The organism is Acrocarpospora catenulata (assembly GCF_018476525.1).
GTDB classification, from domain to species: domain Bacteria; phylum Actinomycetota; class Actinomycetes; order Streptosporangiales; family Streptosporangiaceae; genus Acrocarpospora; species Acrocarpospora catenulata.
In genome coordinates this window covers 78,936-95,292 of the sequence record NZ_JAHCST010000024.1, presented here as the reverse complement: position 1 = coordinate 95,292, position 16,357 = coordinate 78,936, and the positions used below count along the sequence as shown (strand labels likewise).

Here is a 16,357-nt window from a genome sequence, read left to right as displayed (position 1 = left end):
CGACAGCCGCAGGGCTGGCCATGGGGCGGGTTTCTCGCTTAGAACACCGGAGGACGGCCGTCGTCTGGGGATGTTCAGAGCGCCTGGGGAGAGGAACTGTCCGTCGGGGGCTCAGGATCGCGGCAGCGGAGCAGCAGCATCGCGGCGTCGTCCTTGGGCGGGCCGTCGATGTGCAGGATCAGGTCCCGGCGCAGCGCCTCCAGCGCCGCCTCCGGATCATCGTCCTTGAGCAGCGAGACCCGGTCGGCCAGCGGGTAGAAGGCGCCACCGTGGTCCCGCGCCTCCACCACGCCGTCGGTGTAGAGCAGGATCTGGTCGCCGGGCTGGAAGGTCACCCCGTACGGCGAGGGGCCCTCGGGCCCGAGCGCGGCCAGGCCGAGCGGGGGCACGTGGTCCTCCGGCTCGGCGAACTCGATCTCCCCATTGGCCCGGATGACTAACGGCGCCGGGTGGCCGTAGTTGAGCAGGGTCACCGTCGGCTCGTCGGGGTTGGCCTCGGCCAGCACGGCGGTCACGAACTCCTCGCCGGACAGGCGCCGGTTGAGCGCCTTCTCCAGCCGGGCGCTGACCCCCTGCAGATCCTTCTCGTCGTGCGCGGCCTCCCGGAACGCGCCGAGCACCAGCGCCGCCGTCTCGACCGCCTCCAGGCCCTTGCCCTGCACGTCGCCGATGATCACCCGGACGCCGGTGGGGGCGTTGACCACCTCGTACAGGTCGCCGCCGATGTGCGCGGCGGCCATCGCGGAGGTGTAGGAGACCGCCATGCGCATGTGCGCGGCCCGGCGCGGCACCGGCCGCAGCAGCACCCGCTGCGCCACCTCGGCCACCGAGCGCATGCTGGCCAGCTCCTTCTCCCTGCGCCGCCGCCCCACCGAGGCGAGCGCGCTGGCCGCGGTCACCCCGGCGATGGAGCCGCAGGTGACGTAGGCGCGGGTGAGCTCCAGGTCGTTGTACACCGCGAGCGCGATGGCCAGCACCAGCGCGGTCAGCCCGACGATCAGCGTGCGGCGCACCCCGCCGGTGAGGCTGGCGAAGGCCGGGCCGACGGCCATCAGGGGCAGGAAGCCCTGCTCCGGGCCGGTGACCGCGTCCACGACCGTGACGATGAACATCACAAGGAAGGGCAGCACCGCGAGAGCCGTCGCCGTGCGTGCTCCCGCCGCCCGACGCCGGCCCCTGCGCGGGCTGAACAGCCCGCTGAGGCGATTCGGCACAGGCATCCGGAGAATCCCCTTCAAGCGCAAGTCATCTGCGTCTGTGACCATACTTCACGATCCAGCCTGAGATGCGAAGTCCTGAACAACGCACGACGCCCGTGCGCCCGCTGTGACAACGGGAACACGGGCGCCGGAGTACGGGCCCCCGGTGTTTAGACGATCGAGCCCGACCAAACGTTGGCAGCTGATTTGTAGACCCCGTAGGTCTCGCCGTCGAAGTAGGGCGAGAGCGAGGTGTCGATGCGCCGGTTGCCGTCCCGGTCGGCCACCGCGATGGTGACGCCGTTCAGGTAGCCGAGCCGCCTGGTGTTCTTGTACCCGGCCAGCCAGGCCGAGCCGAGCGAGCCCTCCCCGGTGAAGGAGGACTTGATGCCGACCAGCTCCTCCGCCTTGATCGACGGGGCGGTGGCGGCGAAGGTCGTGCCGTACGACCACTTGAGGGTCTTGCCGGTGAAGGCGTGGTTGCCGTCCGGGTGGGAACCGCTCGGGTAGCCGAAGACGAAGTGCGCCTTGCCGATCTTCTGGTTGTACGCCAGGCCCTGCCCGCCGACCTGGTCGCCCAGCCGCCCGACGTCGGTGAGGCCGCGGATGATGTAGTGGTCCTTGTAGTAGACCTCCGGGGTGGAGGTCTTCACCCACTTCTTGATGAACCACTCGCGCTTGAAGTACTGGCCGGGGTCGACCTTCTTCAGCTCGCCCTTGAAGGAATCGTCGGCCTTGAGCGCGTTGTAGGCGGCCTCGTCGATCGGGTACCAGACCCCGCTGTCCGGGCCGCACCAGCTCGGGCACTTCTCGCCGTTCTTGAGGGCGAAGGTCCCGTTGGGGGCGGCGTTGTAGACGGCCTGGGCCACCGACTCGGTGGTCAGCTTGACCCCGTCCACGCCCTCGGTGAAGTACTTCTCCGCCTCGGCCTGGGTGAAGTTGGCCTTGGGCGGGTCCACCGGGGTGGTCACCGGGTCGGCGGTCTTCTTCCAGTACGGCCCGCCCTCGGTGAACTTCTCCTCGAACTCGGCCTTGGTGACCTCCTCGGAGAGGATCTTCTTGGCGCCCTTCCAGGCGTCGTACGCCTTCTTGTCGGTCTCCTTGTCACCGGTGAGCTGCACGCCGTTGTAGACGGTGACGAAGGCGTAGTTCCGGTCGCCGTCCTCGTACACGTCGAAGTCGTAGTGCGTGTAGGCGGTCTTGCCGACGTAGATGCCCCAGGGCGTCTTGCCCTGGTAGTAGCCGGGCACGAAGACCCAGTGGTCGAGCGTGGGCTTGTTGCTGACCGTGTCGTAGACGCAGTGGCCCGCGGTGGCGACCAGGTTCCGGTACTTCGACTGCACCGAGGTGCCCGAGCACCAGTGCGGCTTGCCGTCGGCGCCCATGAAGAACACCTTGCCGGTGGTCCGCGGCAGGTTGACGTTCTTGGTCTTGCCGGCCGTCTTCTTCTCGTCCCCGATGGCCGGCACCGTGCCGGGTTTGCTGGAAGCCGCCGGGCCGCCGGTGGACACGTGCTTGGCCGAGACCGTGGTCTCCACGTTGTACGGCGTGGCATCCGACAGCTGAGCCTTGTCCCAGAAGTAGGCGATGGCCTGCGCCTCGCTGGAACCCGCCAGCACTTCCTTCTCGATGTACGGCGCCGCCTGCGCGGGAAGGGCCACCAGGGCCGCGGCCAGCAGGCCGGTGGCGGCTGTGGCGCCGCCGAGAGTGAGGGTTCGGTTCACTGCTGGAGATCTCCCTTGCTCTGGCGTGGGACGTCACTTGCGTCCCATCCGTCAGTAAATGGATTGGCAAGGACCCTAGCGCGGGTGTTTCCGCAGGCAGGGAAGATCTCGGTCTAATGTGATGCAGATCACACTTTTTGCATGGAACCGGGAGTCTCTAGATCACGTCTAATCTGCCCTGATTGCGGAGAGCAGTGTTTCAGCTACTTTCATGTGTTCGCGGCACATCTCGCGGCTGTGGAAATTTCCGGATTTGTTGGGTTCTCAGACCATCTATTGGGGTGTTGACCTGGGGTGATGGTGGGGAGAGAGGGGGATTTCGTGTGCCTTGACGGGTGCGATGACCGTTGTGGCGGCAATTGACCGGAAACAATCTTGTAGCTATTGATTCACATAGGTCATGTGATTGCCGTACCTTGGATATGGGAGCGCTCCCATCACAAGGAGGCGACGTGACTCTCCCCTTCGCCACAGTGGCGCTGGACCCGGGCCCGACGCGGACGGCCGAGTGCCTGCTGCCCGCCGTCGGTTCGAGCGTGCGGGGTGCCCGCGCGCTGGTCCACCGCGAGCTGGCGCGCTGGGGGGCTGATGCACTGGTCGACGACTGCGCGGTCATCGTCAGCGAACTGGTCACCAACGTCGTCCGGCACGCCGGAACCGCCTTCGCGCTCCGCCTGTGCAGCAACGGCCGCTGGGTGTACGGCGAGATCTTCGACACCGGGGACGGCGTGCCCCGGCAGCGCGACCCGGGGCCGGACGCCACCGACGGCCGGGGGCTCATGATCGTCAGTACGCTCTCCGACGACTGGGGTGTCGCCTCCTCGCTCCGCGGCAAGATCGTCTGGTTCATCCTGGGCACCGGCTTCGACAGCCGCCCCCAGGTGGCAGCCGTCTAACCGGCCGCCCCGAACGCCGCGAGCACCTCGGCCGCGATCTCCTCCGGCGGCCGGGTCGCGTCCACGGTCAGATCCGCCACCGCCTGGAACCCCGGCAACCGCCGCGCCCGCTGCTCGGTCAGCATCTTCGCCAGGTCGGGCTGGAAGTGCGGCCGGTGCGCGCTGGACAGCATGCGCCTGGCCAGCAGCTCGGGCGGGCCGTCCAGGAAGACCACGAACGCCGCCGCCAGCGCCGCCAGCGCGGCGGGGTCCTCCGCGATCGAGGCGGCCGCGCCGATCACCTGGGGTGGCCGGCGCGTCAGCGCCTCCCGGAGCACCAGGGACTCCCGCTCGTGCAGCACCTCCGGGCCCACGGTGGCGGCCAGCTCGGCGGCCGTGTGGCCGTACCGGGCGGCGAGGTCGTCGTCGCTGTCCCGGATCTCGCGCCCGAGCGCCGCCGCCACCAGCCGGCCGACCGTGCTCTTCCCCGCCCCCATCAGCCCTACGAAGACGATCGGAATCTCCCTCATGAGGGGCAATTCTGCCCACACGTTTGAGATTCGTGGTGGGGATAGAGCGTACGGGCGAAGGAGGGATATGCCATGACCATCGCCGGAAGCATCATCCTCATCATGCTGGGAGCCATCCTGACCTGGGCGGTCGAGTTCGCCATCGCCGGGATCGACATCCAGGTCATCGGGGTCATCCTCATGGTGGGCGGGCTGGCGGGGTTGCTCTTCGGCCTGTACCGGCTGAGCGCCGTACGCCGCACCGTGACTCCGGTGGCACCCGTCGACGAGACGGCCACCCGCCGCCACGTCTACGAGGAGCGCCGCTACAACGACCCGATCTGACAGGCTGCGAGGCCGTCGACCCTGGAGCGCTCTCCCAAGCAGGCGCACGAGACGTGAGCGACGCGAAAACGGCCGGGGAGACGAGCTCCTCGGCCGTTCGTCATGGGGCGGCCCCCGGTTGCTAGCCCTCCGACCTGGTGCCCCGGCCCAGCGAGTCCTGCCGGCGGTAGGCGAGGACAATGTCGGTCACCACGAACACGAAGCCGATGACGGACAGCCCGGTCAGCCACCACAGCCGCGTGAACACCGACAGCACGCCCAGCGCGAAGCAGAACACCAGCGCGTACGACCCCAGCCTGAAGTGGATGACGTCCATCGGCGTGGCGGGCGTCATCGGCTTGCCGGTCGGCGATCGTTGTTCCTCAGTCATATTCGGCCCCTACCCGAGGATTTAGGTGACTATCGCCTAGATCGGGCGGTAAGCCACGTTTTACCCTTATCGCCGCACCGGCCCGATCGTGGCGGCGCTGAGCGCCCGTTCGGCCGCCGCCAGCACCTCGGGCACGCTCACCTCCGCCGGGTCGGTCCCCCGGTGCAGGACCTGGTGCCGGGCGAGATCCTCGGGCGGCCCCCAGCGGGCGGGCGGCTCCGGCCCGAACACGATCACCGACGGGGTGCCGTACGCGGTGGCCAGGTGGGCCACGCCGGTGTCGGCGCTGATCACCAGCCGGGCGCCGGAGACCAGCGCGCACAGCTCGCGCAGCGAGGTACGCCCGGCCAGCACCATCTGGGGCGGCAGCAGCGCGCGGGTGCCGACCAGCAGCGCCAGCGGGCGCTCGTGGCGGGAGCCGGTGATCACGACGGGCAGGTCCAGGGCGGCCATCGCGCGGGCCACCTCGGCGAACCGCTCCGGCGGCCAGCGGCGGGCGGGATCCTTGGTGCCGGGGTGCACGATCACCACACCCGGCGCCTTCGAGGGGGCCGCGGGGGAGGGCAGCCCCAGGTCGCGCGGGTCGCAGCGCAGGCCGTACCAGCCGAGCAGGCGGCACCAGCGCCGCACCTCGTGCTCGGCCGGATCCCAGGCCGGGCCTCGGGTGAACCCGGCCGTCGCGTACGCCCAGAGGCGGCGCGGGCGCAGGTCGAGCAGGCGGCGGTGGCTCTGCGGTCCCGACCCGTGCAGGTTGACCGCGAGATCCGGATAGAACGGCAGATCCGACCGGCGGTCCGCCATCCCCGGCCAGACCACCGGATCCCGATCGTAGGTGGGGATCAGCCGGTCCACCGCGCCGGTCAGCACCGCCGCCTCGCTCAGCTCCGGGGGGCAGGCCAGCGCCACCCGGAAGCCGCCCCGGCGTAACGCCCGCAGGGCGGGGACGGCCGTGAGCAGGTCGCCCAGCCCCAGCGCGCGCAACACCAGCGCGGTCGTCATCAGGACATCACCCCTATTTCGGACTGTTCCGGGCTCCCAGCGGGACCATCCGCCACGCGCCCCCGGGCGTCAATGCCCGTGGCGGTGACGACCGCGTCCAGGACCACGAACGAGGTGGCCCCTATCCGAGGAGGTAGGGGCCAAACATTGGTTTCGCCCCCGCTGAGGTGGGCACCGGTGAGCAGCATGAACGCATCAGACGCGCCGCACTATGTGGCAGCGCGCGTCCAGCGGGCGATCGCGGAGGACGCGCGCACGAACGAACTTGGCATCAAGGTGGATGTCCGCGGCAACCAGATCTTCCTCCAGGGGCAGGTCTTCGAGGAGGAGCAGCGGGCGCACCTGACCGAGGTGGCGACCGAGGCTGCCCCCGGCCTGACCGTGCACAACGAGGTGACCTGCGTGCAGGTCGGCGAGCCGGGTGAGGAGGAACTGCTGTGACCATCCGCGTCGCGGCCGTCGCCGACATCCATCTCAGCGAGGCGAGCCGGGGAACCTACCGCAAACGGCTGGACGGCATCGAGCACCGCGCGGACGTGCTGCTGGTCGGGGGAGACCTCACCCGGCACGGCACGGTCGCCGAGGCCCAGGTGGTCGCCGACGAGTTCCGCGACCTGCCCATCCCCGCGGTCTTCGTGCTGGGCAACCACGACTATCACTCCAACGCCGAGGAGGAGATGGCCGAGCTGCTCCGCGCGGCCGGGCTGATCGTGCTGGACGACTCGGCGGCGGCGGTGCTGGACGGCAGGCTGGGCATCGCCGGGGGCAAGGGCTTCGGCGGCGGGTTCGCCGGCAAGTGCGCCAGCGAGTTCGGCGAGCCGGAGACCAAGGCGTTCGTCCGGCACACCCGGGAGATCGCCGACCGGTGGCGGGTGGCGTTGAAGGGCCTGGAGACCGAACACCGGGTGGTGCTCAGCCACTACGCGCCCATCAAAGAAACCTTGGAGGGAGAACCGCCGGAAATTTACCCGTTTCTCGGGAGTTATCTGCTGGCGGAGGCGGCCGACGCCGAGGGTGCGGACCTGATCATCCACGGGCACGCGCACCGGGGGACCGAGAAGGGCGTCACCCCCGGGGGCATCCGGGTGCGGAACGTGGCACTGCCGGTGCTCGGCCGGGCGTACGCGATCTACTCCCTGGCCGAGGCCGGCTGGTGAGCCGGGTGGTCCAACGGGCCGAGGCGTTCCTCGGCCCGTTGGCTGACGTTTGCCCGCCCCCGGCGCTAGACATTGAAGATGCTGATGCCACCCGGTCCGACGAGGAAGCCGAGGACGATCAGGACGATCCCCCAGAGGATGTCCCGGCGGGCCAGGATGACGTAGATCCCGGCGATTACCAGTACAACGGCGATAAGCCAAAGCAGAGTAGCCATGGCCCCCCACTGCCCGAGCGAAAGGGTCATTAACGCCATGAGATAGGGGCAGGGGTCTCATATGACAACATTCGGCTACTTTCTCTCCAGCGAGGAGCACCCGCCCAAAGAACTGGTCCGGCAGGCCAAACTCGCCGAACAGGCCGGGTTCGAGGCGCTCTGGATCTCCGACCACTACCATCCCTGGCTGGACGTCCAGGGCCAGAGCTCGTTCGTCTGGGCGGTCATCGGCGCGCTCTCCGAAGCCGTCACGCTGCCCGTCACCACCGCCGTGACCTGCCCGCTGGTCCGGATGCACCCGGCCATCGTGGCGCAGGCCGCCGCCACCGCCCAGCTGCTGCTGGACGGCCGCTTCCGGCTCGGCGTCGGTACGGGCGAAGCCCTCAACGAGCACATCCTCGGCGCACCCTGGCCCCCGGCGGCGGACCGGCGGCGCATGCTGGAGGAGGCGGTCGAGCTCATGCGCGACCTGTGGTCAGGCAAGCTGGTCACCCACCACGGCGAGTTCTACGACGTGGAGACCGCCCGGATCTACAGCCTCCCGGACGAACCGCCGCCCGTGTACGTCTCCGGGTTCGGCCCCAAGTCCGTGCAGCTGGCCGGGCGCATCGGCGACGGCTACGTGTCCGCCATGCCCGACGCCGACCTGGTGGACGCCTTCCGCAAGTCGGGCGGCGCGGGCAAACCGGCCGCCGCAGGGCTCAAGGTCTGCTGGGGCACCGACGAGAGCGAGGCCCGGGCCACCGCGCACCGGCTCTGGCCGACCGAGGGCATCCCCGGGGAGGCCGCCCAGCTCCTGCCGCTGCCCCGGCAGTTCGAGCAGCTGTCCACCCTGGTCACCCCGGAATCGCTCCAACTGCCCTGCGGACCCGACCCCGAGGTGCACCTCGCCGCCGTGCGGGCGTACGTGGACGCGGGATACGACGAGGTCTACATCTCGCAGATCGGGCCGGAGCAGGAGGGGTTCTTCGAGTTCTACTCCTCGGTCGTGCTGCCCCGGTTGCGGTAGCGCGTGTACAGCGGCTGGAGGAACCAGAGCCAGGCGCTCAGCACCGCGATCCCGCCGGCCAGGAACGCGGCCGGCCGGCCGCCGAGGAACACCAGCACGGCCAGGCCGGCCGAGCAGGTCATCGAGATCGCGATCGTGATGCCACCGAGCAGGGCCAGGGTGTTGGCCCGGTGCAACATGATCTCCTTCAGCCCCGACCGGAACAGGACGCGCTGCTGGGTGGCGGGGGCGATCAGGCAGATGGAGGCGGTGGCCGCCGTCACCAGGGCCACGTAGAACAGCCACCTGCCGGTTTCGTCCACTTTCCCGAAGCCGTTGGAGAAGGGCAGCGTCAGCAGGAAGGCGAACAGCACCTGCACGCCGGTGGCGGCCACCCGCAGCCCCTGCAACAGCTCACCGAGCTCCCGGTCCACCCGCTCCTTGGGATTCTCGTCGGGGTTGCGTAACAGGACGCGCGGTTCGTCGGCCATGGCAGCGGCTTCTACCCCTGATTGTTTGATCCGAACGTGATGGGGCAATCGGTGCAGGTGGGCAGTCACACGCATGAAGTCACCGACACCATCCTGGGCACGCTGAAGCGCGCCGGCTCCGGCCTCAAGGAGGCGGGCGTGCGCTTCGCCCTGGCCGGCGGTTGCGGCGGGTACGCCAGGGGCGCCGCCCCCTCCCTCCACGACGTCGATTTCGCACTGGTCGCCGAGGACGTCCCACTCGCCCTGAAGACCCTGGAAGGGCTGGGGTTCCGTACCGAAAGGCCGCCTGAGGACTGGCTGGTCAAGGCGTACGATCCGGATGGCGTGCTGGTGGATCTGATCTTCTCGCTGGGCGACCATCCGGTGACCGATGCCATGATCGCCCGTGCCGACCCGGTGAGCGTGGCGGCGCTCAGCCTGCCCGTGCTGGAGGCCACCGATCTGGTGATCTCGTGGCTGCTGCCACTGTCGGAGCACACCTGCGACTACAGCGGGCTGCTGCCCACCGTGCGGGCGATGCGGGAGCAGGTGGACTGGAACAAGGTGGCCGCGGTCCTGGCGTTCTCGCCCTACGCGTCCACCTTCCTGGTGCTGCTGGAGCGGCTGCACGTGATCGAGCGGCCGGTGCCCACCCCCGGCGTGGTCTGGCCCTGAACACCATGAGAAGGGCCGCGCCCGGCGGGCGCGGCCCTTCAACTAGGGGATTGATCGGGGTTTCCCCGTTACGCCATCCCGTAGGGGAAGCGTCCGTAGTAGTCCCCGAGGCGGTCCCGGTAGGCCGTTTCCTTGAACGCCGATTCGTCGAACTCAGGAGCGTTCTTGATCTCCTGCTTGGTGCGGGTCACGAAGACCTTCCGCTCCTGCGGATCGATCTGGGTGACCACAGCCGCCGGCAGCATGACCTTCTTACCGAAGATCCACGGGCCGGTGTCGACGATGAGGTAGCTCTGGCCGACCTCCTGGGTTGCCTCGTCCACGGAACCGATCTTGCCGTCCGCGGCCTCGACGTCGTACCCGATGACGTCGAGGGTCTGTCCGGTGCCGTACACGTCGGAACGGTACGACCACAGATCCGGTGTCATGGTTTCTCTCTCCCTTCGTCACCGGGCCAACTACCCGGGGCGCGGGAGCGAAACATGGATCACCGCAAACCGGCGAAAAGGTCATCCTCATGGTCGGGTGCGGACACCTTCGACCACTGCCGGGAGAACGCCTCGCCGGAGAACATCCGCCGCTGCAGTTCCTCGGGCAGGCTCAGCATGAACGCGCTGTCGCCCTGGCTGGCGTGCGCGGCCATCGCCTTGATCTTCCGTTCCGCGTACGCGGAGAGGTCCAGCACGGCGGTGATCAGCTCGTCGGGGGTGGAGAAGTCGGCCGGGTCGCCCCAGTCCTCCATCTCCACGCCTGACTCGGCCATGAAGGTCATCATGTCCTGCATCCAGCTGAGCGGCGTGGCCATGTAGTAGAGCTTGTCCGGGATGCCGGTCAGCTCGGCCGCCGCCACCGCGACCCGGTGGGCCTGGATGTGGTCCGGGTGGCCGTAGCCGCCCCGCTCGTCGTAGGTCACCAGGACCTGCGGCCGGTAGCGCCGGATCAGCTCGGCCAGCCTGGCCGCGGCGACCTCGACCGGCACGTTGGCGAACGCATCGTCGTGGCCGTTGCCCGCCCAGCCCTCCATGCCGGAGTCGCGGTAGCCCAGCAGTTCCACCTCGGCGAGGCCCAGGTGGGCCGCCGACTCGCGCAGCTCGCCCAGCCGCACGCGGGCCACGGCGTCGTCGTCGTGCCCCTCCTCGCCCGGTTTCACCCCGCCGGGGCCATCCCCCTGCTCCCCGTTGGTACAGGTGACCAGCACGGTCCGGATGCCCTCGTCGGCGTACCGCGCCAGCATGCCGCCGGTGCCCATCACCTCGTCGTCCGGATGGGCATGAACGGCCATCACCGTGAGCTCGCGTTCCATCGCCTCTCCCCATGAGTTCCTGACTGCCGGTGCGAACCTCCGAGGGTCGCGGCCGATTCCCCACCTTGCCAGACGGCACCGACACAATCCCGTGCCCGACGGCTCACCGGGGCTGACCTGTGACTGTGCGTTGCGGGAGCTTGCAAGACTCGATATGCGCTACGCAAGAAGCTAAGAGATGCTTGCAGTTGGCTAGCAATCCAACGAAACTACCGTGCAGAAGCTTTGTGGAACGGGGCACAGGGGTTCTAACGTCACGGCATCCTCAACGGCGTCCGGGGGCGAGCGCCGGTGGGGTTTCACCCCCCAAGAGAAACGAGCATTCGATGTCACGGAGCCTCACAGGAGCGGTCGCGAGGCGCTCACCCCGGCGGGCCGCGGCGGCGGTCGCGGCGGTGGCCCTGGCCACGACCGGAATCAGCGGGACGCTCGGCGGCGCCGCGCAGGCCCAGGCGGCAGGGCCCGTGGTCACCCGGGCCGCCCTCAACCCGGCGCTGGTCGCGGGCCGCGGCGCCAACGTCGCCTTCGCCGAGCAGGAGGCCGAGAACGCCGTCCACACCGGCACGGTCATCGGCCCGGACCGGAGCGCGTACACGCTGCCCGCCGAGGCGAGCGGCCGGAAGGCGGTCAAGCTGACGGCCGGGCAGTACGTGGAGTTCACGCTGCCGAGCGCGGCCAACACGATCACCGTGCGCTACAGCATCCCGGACGCGCCGAACGGCGGCGGCATCACCGCCCCCCTCAACGTCACGGTGAACGGCGGCAACAAGAAGGTCATGACGCTGACCTCGGAGTACTCCTGGCTCTACAACCAGTACCCGTTCACCAACGACCCCAACGCCGACCTGCTCCACCCCGACTGGTGGATCACCGAGTGCTCCTGCGTGCCGGCCGCCACCAGCCCGACCCCCACGATCACCAAGCCGTTCCGGCCCGGCCACTTCTACGACGAGCAGCGGCTCCTGCTCGGTAGGACGTACAAGGCGGGGGACAAGATCCGGCTCACCGCGCCCGCCGGGAGCAACGCCGCCTGGACCGTGATCGACCTGCTCGACACCGAGTTGGTCGGCGCGCCGCACGTCCGGCTGCTGGCCGCCAACGTGCTGCTGTTCGGGGCCGACCCGACCGGCCGCCGCGACTCAGCCGACGCCATCGACAAGGCGATCGCGTTCGCCAAGAAGAACCGCCTCAAGGTGTACATCCCGCCAGGCGTGTACCAGGTCAACCGGCACATCATCGTGGACAACGTGACCATTGAGGGCGCCGGCAACTGGTACACGATCATCAAGGGCAAGGAGGTCCCGCTCAATCCGCCCGCCCCCGACGGCTCCGTGCACACCGGCGTCGGCTTCTACGGCAAGGAGGCCAAGGACGGCGGCAGCCGCAACGTGCACCTGTCCGGTTTCGCCATCGAGGGCGACGTGCGCGAGCGCATCGACACCGACCAGGTGAACGGCGTCGGCGGCGCGATGAGCGACTCCACCATCGACGGCCTCTACATCCACCACACCAAGGTGGGCCTCTGGTTCGACGGCCCGATGAGCAACGTCAAGGTCACCAACAACATCGTCGTGGACCAGATCGCCGACGCACTCAACTTCCACATCGGCGTCACGGGCTCGCTGGTCGCCAACAACTTCGTGCGGAACACCGGTGACGACGGCCTGGCCATGTGGTCGGAGCAGACCGCCAACGCGGGCAACACCTTCGACCGCAACACGGTGCAGACGCCGGTGCTGGCCAACGGCATCGCCATCTACGGCGGCAAGAACAACACCGTCTCCAACAACCTGATCGCCGACCCGATCCGCGAGGGCAGCGCCATCCAGGTCGGCTCCCGGTTCGGCGCCGAGCCGTTCACCGAGAAGATGTGGATCACCAACAACACCACGGTCCGGGCCGGCACGTACGAGCTGAACTGGAACATCGGCCTGGGCGCGATCTGGTTCTACGCGCTGGAGAAGGACATCAACGCCGACATCCAGGTGGTCGGCAACCACTTCCTGGACAACACCTACAACGCGATCATGCTGGTCAGCGAGTGGGGGGTGAAGGACCTCTACTCGATCACCAACGTGCACTTCAAGGACATCCGGGTGGACGGCACCGGCACCTCGGTGGTCAGCGCTCGGGTGAAGGGCAACGCCACCTTCGAGAACGTGGACGCCCGCAACGTCGGCGCCGTCGGCGTCAACAACTGCGGCTCCTTCAACTTCCCGCCCACCGGCTCGGAGTTCTCCCTGACCGACCTGGGCGGCAACGACGGCGGCGGCACCACCGGCCCCTGGCTGGCCCCGTGGATGCTCCCCAACACCATCACCTGCGACGACCGGCCGCCGGTCGTCGTTCCCCCGGCGCCGTCCCCGTGGTGACCCGCCGGTGAACTGAGATGACCAGGCCGCCCGGACTTTCCCGGGCGGCCTTTCAGTTCTGTACGACGGCGGTCCATAAACACCGACAATCACCGACGCTAATCGCCCATATCTCTGCTGACGAACAGGCAGTAGCGTCAAGGTAGCGTTATGCAGTAATTCAAATAAATGTAGCGATTTGTTATTTCCCCGTGATCTTGAGTCGGCAGGATCGGCGACTCCGGTCAAATCCGACCAAACAGCATCAATCAAAGGGGTACGGGGTGAAGCGGTTCATTGCTGGCCTTGTGGTGTGTGCTGCCGTACTGGTGGCTCCCGCCGCTCCCGCGTCGGCGGCAGTCGACCCGGGCAAGGCGCTGAAGGCGCGATTCGTGGCAGGTACGGGGGTGAAGGTGTCCACCACCCTCAAGACCACCCTGCTGGGCGAGCCGTGGGTCACGGCACGCGAGGTCGGAACGGTGGCGTTCGCCCGTAACGGGGTCGTCGCCTCCGACTTCAAGGACAAGATGCAGTTCGGGCCCATCATCAACCAGCTGCCCGAGGAGTCCGCGGAACAGCTGAAGGCGTTACAGGGCTCCGGCCGGATCATCACCATCGGCAAGCTCACCTACCTGTCGGGTGCCCGGTACGCGGAACTGCTCCCGGAAGGCAAGGAGTGGATCCGCCTGAACTCGGGGGCCGCCGGTGCCGGCAGGCAGCTGATCAGCTCATTCGAGCCGCGTACGCTGACCGCGCTGGTCAAGAGCGCGAGCTCGGTCCGCGGCGGCGTGGTGCGCGGCTCGGTGTCGAGCACCGCCCTGGCGAAGATCTCGCCGTCCTTCAAGGGGCTGTTCGGCGCGGGGAAGGGCCCGGACGGTAAGGCGTTCAAGGTCGCCTACACCCTGTGGCTGGACAACCGCGGCCTGGTCAAGCGCATCACCAGCACGGTGACCTGGAAGATCGGGGCGAGCGCGCTCGTCATGTCCTCCGACAGCAGGCTCAGCGGCTGGGGCGGCAAGGTGAAGATCACCGCCCCGCCGTCGAAGCTGGTGGTCGACGCCAAGGACCTGGACGGCGAGGTTCCGGACGCCGGCCCGGTTCCGATTCCGCTGTAGCGGACCCGCGGGCAGGGACTTGTGACAGGTCCCTGCCCGCAGGCGTCGGCTACCGGCCCTGGAGGGCCTTCACGTTGTCGCCGAAGGTCCAGTTGCGGGAGCCGTCCCAGTTGATGGACCAGGTCATCAGGCCCTTCAGCTGGCCGCCGAAGGCGTTCCAGCTCTGCGAGACCAGGGACGGCGTCATGTAGCCGCCGCCCGCGCCCGACTGGGCGGGCAGGCCGGGCACCTGCTTGTCGTACGGCACCCGGATGGTGGTGCCCTGGATGACCAGGCCGTTGTTGAGGCAGGTGGTCTGGGCGGTGAAGCCCTGGACGGTGCCGGCCGAGTAGGAGTCACCCGAGCAGCCGTACATGCTGCCGTTGTAGTACTGCATGTTCAGCCACCAGAGGCGGCCGTTGTCGGCGTACTTCTTGATGATCGGCAGGTAGGCGCCCCAGATGGAGCCGTAGACGACGCTGCCGCCGGTCACGTACGCGGTCTCGGGGGCCATGGTGAGGCCGAAGTTGGACGGCATCTGGGCGAGCACGCCGTCGATGATGCGGATCAGGTTGGCCTGCGAGGCGGAGAGCTGGTTGATGTTGCCGCTCCCCGTCAGGCCGGTCTCGATGTCGATGTCGATGCCGTCGAAGTTGTACCGCTTGAGGATCGGCACGATGGTGGCGACGAACCGGTCGGCCACGGTCGCGGAGCTGAGGTCGATGCCGGCGGTGGCGCCGCCGATGGACAGCAGAATGGTGGCTCCCGCCGCCTTGGCCTGGCACATCTCGGCCGGAGTGGCGACCTTCACGGTGGCGTCCATGCCGTCCTCCCAGAGCGCCGTGCCGTCGGAGCGGATGACCGGGAACGCGGCGTTGATCACGTTGTAGCCGTGCGACTTGATGCGCGCGTCAGTGATCGGGATCCAGCCGAGCGGCGGGTGTACGCCGTTGGACGCGCCGTCCCAGTTCTCCCAGTAGCCCACGAGGACCTTGCCGGTCGGCCGCGACTTGACCGCGCAGGTGGTGCCCGTCGGGCTGGGGGAAGGGGAGGGGCTCGGCGACGGCGACGCCGAAGGCGAAGGAGACGGCGAGCGGCTGGGTGACGGAGACGGCGAAGGCGACGGCGAGGGGGACGCCGTGCCGCCCGGCCCGTCGAAGTTGACGTCGTCGGCGTAGTAGGTGCCCTGGCCGTACCAGCCGTGCAGGTAGACCACCGCGCTGGTCTGGCTGGACCCCGTGGTGAAGCTGAGCGTCAGCTGCTGGTACGCCGCAGCCGACGTCCAGGTGGACGGCCCGCCGTCCACCCCCAGGTAGACGTAGTTGCCCCGGACCCAGGCCGACACCGTGTACGCGGTGCTCGGCCGCACACTCACGGTCTGGCTGCACTTGGCGTTATCGGACGCGCTCGCCGCACCGGCCAGCGCCCGCGTCCCCGTACGCACCGGGGTCGTCACCACCGACCCCAGCCCACCGGTACAGGTCCACGGCGACAGGGACCCGCTCTCGAAACCAGGATTGACCAGCAAGTTGGCCGCATACGCCGAGGTCTGGGGGATCAGGAAGGCCACACACGCCAGAAGCAAGGCGGCGGCCACCGTCAACGATCGGGGGGTTCGCGTCATGGGGAAGCCCTTCTGCCGCCCGGAGGTCACCGGGCATCGACATAGCGATGAGGTTGCGGGCCACGGTGACTAAGGCTCGCGAGCAACAGTGCTCCCGATTATCGGCCAAGATCATGGTTAATGTCCATAACGAATGACCTGGACCCCCACACCGTGGGGTTCGCGGTCAGACAACGAACCTCATCGCCGTCCGGGGGAACTCACAGTGAGCAGGAGCGGAGCCGTGGTCCGGAGGATTCGCCGGTGGACGGGTTTCACCGCGGCGGCGGGCTTCCTGGCGTGTGCCCCCGTCATCCTGCTCGCCGGGCCGGACGCGAGCAGGTGGGTCGTGCCCGCGATCACCGTTTCCATCGTGCTGACCCTGGCCGGTATTCCCCTCATCCTTCTTGAGGCCTATCTGAACCGCCGCGCGAAGCGCGACTCAGCCGACGGAAAATAGGCTCTTTGCGATGAGCGGCA

The 16,357-nt window shown here is 68.6% G+C and carries 19 protein-coding genes; 9 read left to right on the top strand and 10 right to left on the bottom strand.

What is annotated here, in order from left to right; translation table 11 throughout:
• Window positions 1-74: 74 nt before the first annotated feature.
• Together KIP79_RS24345 and KIP79_RS24340 are read right to left on the bottom strand one after the other, a co-directional pair.
• Window positions 75-1,220: a PP2C family protein-serine/threonine phosphatase gene (locus KIP79_RS24345; RefSeq protein ID WP_214107225.1), complete on the bottom strand. Its 1,146-nt coding sequence runs from the start codon at window positions 1,218-1,220 to the stop codon at window positions 75-77.
• 149 nt (window positions 1,221-1,369) lie between these two features.
• Window positions 1,370-2,923, bottom strand: a complete 1,554-nt coding sequence (locus KIP79_RS24340) for a trypsin-like serine peptidase (protein WP_214107224.1) — start codon at window positions 2,921-2,923, stop codon at window positions 1,370-1,372.
• A 452-nt stretch (window positions 2,924-3,375) separates the two neighbouring features.
• Between KIP79_RS24340 and KIP79_RS24335 the strand changes: the two genes are divergently transcribed.
• Window positions 3,376-3,819 carry an ATP-binding protein gene (locus KIP79_RS24335; protein WP_214107223.1) on the top strand — a complete coding sequence of 148 codons (444 nt, stop codon included), beginning with the start codon at window positions 3,376-3,378 and terminating at the stop codon, window positions 3,817-3,819.
• On the opposite strand, the gene KIP79_RS24330 is transcribed toward KIP79_RS24335, so the two are convergent.
• Window positions 3,816-4,328, bottom strand: coding sequence for a shikimate kinase (locus KIP79_RS24330; RefSeq protein ID WP_214107222.1), 513 nt, complete (start codon window positions 4,326-4,328; stop codon window positions 3,816-3,818). The genes KIP79_RS24335 and KIP79_RS24330 overlap by 4 nt on opposite strands.
• A gap of 72 nt (window positions 4,329-4,400) precedes the next feature.
• On the opposite strand from KIP79_RS24330, the gene KIP79_RS24325 reads away from it, so the two are divergent.
• On the top strand, window positions 4,401-4,652 hold the full coding sequence (locus KIP79_RS24325) for a DUF6458 family protein (RefSeq protein WP_214107221.1): 252 nt from the start codon (window positions 4,401-4,403) through the stop codon (window positions 4,650-4,652).
• Window positions 4,653-4,773: 121 nt separating this feature from the next.
• Here the strand turns inward: KIP79_RS24325 and KIP79_RS24320 are convergent, their stop codons facing one another.
• Window positions 4,774-5,022, bottom strand: a complete 249-nt coding sequence (locus KIP79_RS24320) for a hypothetical protein (protein ID WP_214107220.1) — start codon at window positions 5,020-5,022, stop codon at window positions 4,774-4,776.
• A 66-nt stretch (window positions 5,023-5,088) separates the two neighbouring features.
• Window positions 5,089-6,021, bottom strand: coding sequence for a glycosyltransferase family 9 protein (locus tag KIP79_RS24315; RefSeq protein ID WP_250213738.1), 933 nt, complete (start codon window positions 6,019-6,021; stop codon window positions 5,089-5,091).
• A gap of 186 nt (window positions 6,022-6,207) precedes the next feature.
• Here KIP79_RS24315 and KIP79_RS24310 point away from each other — a divergent pair, with 186 nt between their 5' ends.
• Window positions 6,208-6,462: a BON domain-containing protein gene (locus KIP79_RS24310; RefSeq protein WP_214107219.1), complete on the top strand. Its 255-nt coding sequence runs from the start codon at window positions 6,208-6,210 to the stop codon at window positions 6,460-6,462.
• Window positions 6,459-7,178 (top strand): metallophosphoesterase family protein, encoded by a 720-nt coding sequence (locus KIP79_RS24305; protein WP_214107218.1) that lies wholly within the window; start codon window positions 6,459-6,461, stop codon window positions 7,176-7,178. Before KIP79_RS24310 ends, KIP79_RS24305 begins: the two co-directional genes overlap by 4 nt.
• Before the next feature lie 65 nt (window positions 7,179-7,243).
• Here KIP79_RS24305 and KIP79_RS24300 read toward each other — a convergent pair whose 3' ends face one another.
• Window positions 7,244-7,393 carry a GPGG-motif small membrane protein gene (locus tag KIP79_RS24300; protein ID WP_214107217.1) on the bottom strand — a complete coding sequence of 50 codons (150 nt, stop codon included), beginning with the start codon at window positions 7,391-7,393 and terminating at the stop codon, window positions 7,244-7,246.
• A gap of 61 nt (window positions 7,394-7,454) precedes the next feature.
• Between KIP79_RS24300 and KIP79_RS24295 the strand changes: the two genes are divergently transcribed.
• On the top strand, window positions 7,455-8,402 hold the full coding sequence (locus KIP79_RS24295) for a TIGR03557 family F420-dependent LLM class oxidoreductase (protein ID WP_214107216.1): 948 nt from the start codon (window positions 7,455-7,457) through the stop codon (window positions 8,400-8,402).
• Here KIP79_RS24295 and KIP79_RS24290 read toward each other — a convergent pair.
• Complete coding sequence (locus KIP79_RS24290) at window positions 8,369-8,872, bottom strand: DUF6328 family protein (protein ID WP_214107215.1); 504 nt, start codon at window positions 8,870-8,872, stop codon at window positions 8,369-8,371. The genes KIP79_RS24295 and KIP79_RS24290 overlap by 34 nt on opposite strands.
• Before the next feature lie 51 nt (window positions 8,873-8,923).
• Here KIP79_RS24290 and KIP79_RS24285 point away from each other — a divergent pair, with 51 nt between their 5' ends.
• Complete coding sequence (locus KIP79_RS24285; protein ID WP_308169861.1) at window positions 8,924-9,526, top strand: nucleotidyltransferase family protein; 603 nt, start codon at window positions 8,924-8,926, stop codon at window positions 9,524-9,526.
• A gap of 68 nt (window positions 9,527-9,594) precedes the next feature.
• Here the strand turns inward: KIP79_RS24285 and KIP79_RS24280 are convergent, their stop codons facing one another.
• Window positions 9,595-9,954 (bottom strand): PRC-barrel domain-containing protein, encoded by a 360-nt coding sequence (locus KIP79_RS24280; protein WP_214107214.1) that lies wholly within the window; start codon window positions 9,952-9,954, stop codon window positions 9,595-9,597.
• 59 nt (window positions 9,955-10,013) lie between these two features.
• The gene (locus KIP79_RS24275) at window positions 10,014-10,829 is read right to left on the bottom strand and encodes a PIG-L family deacetylase (RefSeq protein ID WP_214107213.1); all 816 of its coding nucleotides are present in this window, start codon (window positions 10,827-10,829) and stop codon (window positions 10,014-10,016) included.
• 326 nt (window positions 10,830-11,155) lie between these two features.
• On the opposite strand from KIP79_RS24275, the gene KIP79_RS24270 reads away from it, so the two are divergent.
• The gene (locus KIP79_RS24270) at window positions 11,156-13,201 is read left to right on the top strand and encodes a glycosyl hydrolase family 28-related protein (protein ID WP_214107212.1); all 2,046 of its coding nucleotides are present in this window, start codon (window positions 11,156-11,158) and stop codon (window positions 13,199-13,201) included.
• A gap of 263 nt (window positions 13,202-13,464) precedes the next feature.
• A complete protein-coding gene (locus tag KIP79_RS24265; RefSeq protein ID WP_214107211.1) occupies window positions 13,465-14,295 on the top strand; it encodes a hypothetical protein in 831 nt (276 codons plus the stop codon).
• 49 nt (window positions 14,296-14,344) lie between these two features.
• Here the strand turns inward: KIP79_RS24265 and KIP79_RS24260 are convergent, their stop codons facing one another.
• Window positions 14,345-15,898, bottom strand: coding sequence for a glycosyl hydrolase family 18 protein (locus tag KIP79_RS24260; RefSeq protein ID WP_214107210.1), 1,554 nt, complete (start codon window positions 15,896-15,898; stop codon window positions 14,345-14,347).
• Window positions 15,899-16,121: 223 nt separating this feature from the next.
• On the opposite strand from KIP79_RS24260, the gene KIP79_RS24255 reads away from it, so the two are divergent.
• Window positions 16,122-16,337, top strand: coding sequence for a hypothetical protein (locus tag KIP79_RS24255; protein WP_214107209.1), 216 nt, complete (start codon window positions 16,122-16,124; stop codon window positions 16,335-16,337).
• Window positions 16,338-16,357 lie beyond the last annotated feature (20 nt).